Source organism: Thioalkalivibrio denitrificans (assembly GCF_002000365.1).
GTDB lineage: Bacteria > Pseudomonadota > Gammaproteobacteria > Ectothiorhodospirales > Ectothiorhodospiraceae > Thioalkalivibrio_A > Thioalkalivibrio_A denitrificans.
In genome coordinates, this window is sequence record NZ_MVBK01000142.1 from 1 (window position 1) to 1,064 (window position 1,064).

At 61.9% G+C, this 1,064-nt stretch carries 2 protein-coding genes; both read left to right on the forward strand.

The genetic code is table 11. The features are described 5' to 3' along the window. The coding region (locus B1C78_RS16760) for a MarC family protein (RefSeq protein ID WP_139349999.1) at positions 1–342 on the forward strand (342 nt) is incomplete at its 5' end. Between the two features lie 280 nt (positions 343–622). Then, positions 623–1,064 (forward strand): SIMPL domain-containing protein (locus B1C78_RS16770; RefSeq protein WP_139350000.1); only part of this gene is annotated, 442 nt, incomplete at its 3' end.

Below are 1,064 nucleotides of genomic sequence, written 5' to 3' on the forward strand. Positions count from 1 at the left end.
TCCGTCATCCCCATGGCGATCCCCTTCATCAGCGGGCCCGGTTCCATCGCCACGGTGATGATACTCACCAGCGAGGCACCCACGGTATACCACCTGGTGCTGGTCTATCTGGCGGTGCTGGCCGTCACCGTGGCGTGCTATTTCGCCATGATCCACTCCCGTCACATCGTGCGCTTCCTGGGCGAGACGGGAAAGCAGATACTGACCAAGATCTTCGGTCTCATCCTCGCGGTGCTGGCCATCCAGTTCGTCATCAACGGCGTGGGAGACGCCGTCACCGGCTACATGCTGGATAAGGGGCTGCTGGACGACGCGGTGATCGAGGATCCGCGGACGCCGTGACGGTTGTCAGTGGTCAGTGGTCAGTGGTCAGTGGTCAGTGGTCAGTGGTCAGTGGTCAAAAGAGGGTAATCGGGGGAAACTCCGGGTGGAAGCCGGGGGAACCGAACGATCTTCTCCATGGTCTTTTGCTGCTGAATGCTGAATGCTGAATGCTGAATGCTGAATGCTGAACGCTGAACGCTGAACGCTGAACGCTGAACGCTGAACGCTGAGTGCTGAGTGCTGAGTGCTGATTGCTGAGTGCTGACAACAGACAACCGCCCACCCCGGAGAACCCCCCATGCCGAACCTGACTCGCAGTGCCCTGCTTGCGCTTCTGTGCCTCGCGGTGGTTGCCTCACCCGTGCTGGGCGATGATGCGGACGCCGTGCGCCTGCATCTGTCCGCAGTGAGTGAAAGGGAGGTGGACAACGATCTGGCGGGCGTCACGCTCCAGGCGGAACGAACCGGCGAAGACCCCGCGCGGCTGGCCCGGGAGGTGCGCGAGCTGATGGACAGGGCGCTGACCATGGGGCGCGAGTATCCTGCGGTGAAGCTTCGGACACCGGCCTATACGACGCAACCGGTCTACGAACGCCGGGACGGCGAGACGCGCCAGACGGGCTGGCGCATCACGCAGACACTGGAACTGGAAGGAACCGATCTGGAGGCCGTCATGGAGCTGACGGGCAAACTCCAGCAGGACGAATTGCGTGTGACACGCATGGAATTCAGCGTGTCAC